General features: G+C 63.1%; 1 protein-coding gene. It reads left to right on the forward strand.

The features are described 5' to 3' along the window. Positions 1-56 precede the first annotated feature (56 nt). On the forward strand, positions 57-3035 hold the full coding sequence (traA, locus tag E3D03_RS20205; protein ID WP_263568444.1) for a Ti-type conjugative transfer relaxase TraA: 2979 nt from the start codon (positions 57-59) through the stop codon (positions 3033-3035). The last annotated feature ends 169 nt before the right edge of the window (positions 3036-3204 follow it).

The following is a 3204-nucleotide window of genomic DNA, read 5'->3' on the forward strand; positions in this document are numbered from 1 at the left end:
GGGCGCGCTTATACGTCGTTCCGACGTGCGCTTCGCCGTGCCAATGCTTGATCGCGATGGCGATCTATCATCTTCACGTCAAGGTTATCGGCCGCAAGGCCGGGTCGAGTGCGGTGGCCTCAGCGGCCTACCGCTCGGCCTCGCGGCTGCGCGACGAGCGCATCGACCGCGTGCAGGACTTTTCCAACAAGCGCGGCGTCGTCCATTCCGAAGTCATATTGCCGGATGGTGCACCCGAGCATCTTGGCGACCGCGAACGGCTCTGGAACGATGTAGAGGCGTTTGAGGTCAGGAAGGACGCCCAACTTGCCCGCGAGGTCGAGTTTGCCATCCCGCGCGAGATGACTCAGGCGCAGGGCATCGAGCTGGCCCGCGACTTCGCTCAATCGGAATTTGTCGATCAGGGTATGATTGCCGATCTCAATGTGCATTGGGACATCGGCGAAGACGGGATGCCCAAACCCCACGCCCATGTCATGCTCACCATGCGCAGCGTGGACGAGAATGGTTTCGGCCCGAAGGTACGGGACTGGAACCGCACGGAGATGGTGGAGCGCTGGCGGGAACGCTGGGCCGAGCATGTCAACGAACGTCTGGCCGAACTCGACATCGACGCGCGGATCGACCATCGCAGCCTTGAGGCGCAGGGGATCGGGCTTGAGCCGCAAAGCCAGATCGGCGCACCGGCGCAGCGCCTCGAGGGTGAAGGCATTGAAGCCGCCGACCGGGCGGATATGCACCGCGAGATCGCGCGCAACAACGGCGAACGGATCATCGCCGATCCTTCCGTTGCGCTGGACGCGATCACACAGCAGCAATCGACGTTCACGCGCCGGGACATGGCGATGTTCGCGCACCGGCATAGCGACGGCATCGAGCAGTATAACGAGGTCATGGGCGCGATGCGCGGTTCGCCCGATCTGGTCGAGCTTGGGCAGGACGGACGCGGCGAGGATCGGTTCACCACCCGCGACATGATCGAGGCCGAACAGCGGTTGCACCGCGCGGCCGAGATGATGGCGGAGCGCGAGCGCCATGAGGTGAACGAAGCCGATAGAGAGGCAGCACTTGCCCGCGCCGAACAGCGTGGCCTTGTCCTGTCCAGTGAGCAGGCCGATGCGCTGGCGCATGTCACGGACGGGCGTGATCTTGGCATTGTCGTCGGTTATGCCGGAACGGGAAAGAGCGCCATGCTCGGCGTTGCCCGCGAGGCTTGGGAAGCGGCAGGCTATGAGGTTCGCGGCGTTGCCCTATCCGGCATTGCGGCGGAAAATCTGGAAAGCGGATCGGGCATTGCGTCCCGCACCATCGCCAGTGTGGAACACGGCTGGAAAAACGGACGTGACATGCTCACCAGCCGCGACGTGCTTGTCATCGACGAGGCGGGCATGGTCGGCACCCGCCAGTTGGAGCGCGTGCTGTCTCATGCCGCCGAAGCCGGGGCAAAGGTCGTGCTGGTTGGCGATCCACAGCAGCTACAGTCTATCGAAGCGGGCGCTGCCTTCCGCTCGATCCATGACCGAAATGGCGGCGTCGAGATTCATGAGGTTCGCCGCCAGCGCGAGGACTGGCAACGTGACGCCACCCGCGATCTGGCGACCGGCAGGACGGGTGACGCGATCCATGCTTATGACAGTCACGGCATGGTGCATTCCGCCGAAACACGCGAACAGGCGCGCGGCGATCTGATCGACCGCTGGGACCGTGACCGGCAGGCGTCACCGGACAGCACCCGCATCATCCTCACCCACACCAATGCCGAGGTGCGGGAACTCAACGAAGCCGCCCGCGTCCGGATGCGGGCAGCGGGCGATCTTGGCAAGGACGTGCGCGTGACGGTCGAACGAGGCGAACGGCACTTCGCCGCCGGAGATCGCGTCATGTTCCTGCAAAACGAGCGCGGGCTTGGCGTCAAGAACGGCACGCTTGGCACCATCGTTGAGGTCAACACCACAAGCATGACCGTGCAGACCGACGATGGCCGTTCCATCGCCTTCGACATGAAGGATTACGACCGCATCGACCACGGCTATGCGGCGACCATCCATAAGGCGCAGGGCATGACGGTGGACCGGACGCATGTATTGGCGACGCCGGGCTTGGATGCCCACGGCAGCTATGTCGCCCTGTCCAGGCACCGCGACGGTATGGACCTGCATTACGGCCGCGACGACTTCGCCAGTCAGGACAAACTCATCAACACCCTGTCGCGCGACCGGGCCAAGGACATGGCGACCGACTACGAACAGCAGATCGACCCGGCGCCGAGCTACGCCGAGCGGCGCGGTATTACCTCCCATGCCCATGATGCTGTCGTTGAACAGGTTCACGCCCGGAACAATGCCGTTGACCGGATCGGCGACATCATTTTCAGCGTGCGCGAACTCCGCGACGGCGCGGAAGGGCCGGAAAGGGAGACGAGCGGCAGGGGGATCAGGCAGGAGATCGAGGCGGTAGCACAGGACGCCGGGATCGATCCAGAAGATGCCTTGCGCCACGCCCGCAGAATGGCGCTCATCCGCCATGCCCACGCCATTGGCGAGGTCTTCAACGCCGAAGATGCAGGCAAGGCAAGCCCCGCGCAATGGGAAGAACTGGTCGATTCCCGCAAGGCATTTGACGAGGTGCGCCCCTATGGCTGGCAGGATGCCGAAGCGGCCTATGCCAAGGATGAGAGCCTTACCCATGAGGCGGGATCGGGCAAGGTCAATCGCGCCATCCGCGCCCTGCAACTGGAAACCGAGATTCGCACCAGCCCGGAGCGCCGAGCCGACCGCTTTGTCGAACGCTTTCGTGACCTCAAACAGACCGGCGAGCGCCAATATGCGGCGGGCAACTATTCCGGCTACAGGTCAGCGCGCGCGGAGATGGGCAACATGGCGATGAGCCTCGAACGCGATCCGCAGATGGAATCCCTGCTCGAAGGCCGAAAGAAGCAACTCGGCATCAGCATGGATTTCGACTCAGGGATGAGGCTCGGGCGGCAACTCGCCCTCAGTCACGGTCTTGGCAGAGGTCGAGGCATCGGATTGTAGGGCGTAGAACCATCCTATTTACCGCCGTTTCTACGCTACAGCACTACGACAGCTAAATATCTATTGCGAAACGATAATTCCTTGCCCTGACTGGTCTCTGCAATCGTCAGAAACAGCCAGCAGGAGGCAGCAAAACCATGCGCCAACCAGACCGTATCGTCCGCCTGAA

It is taken from the genome of Paracoccus sp. DMF (assembly GCF_004407025.1).
Classification (GTDB): domain Bacteria; phylum Pseudomonadota; class Alphaproteobacteria; order Rhodobacterales; family Rhodobacteraceae; genus Paracoccus; species Paracoccus aminovorans_B.

Bases quoted from the DNA above. Each gene is read 5' to 3' on its own strand.
- traA (WP_263568444.1), top strand. From the start codon at position 57: ATGGCGATCTATCATCTTCACGTCAAGGTTATCGGCCGCAAGGCCGGG.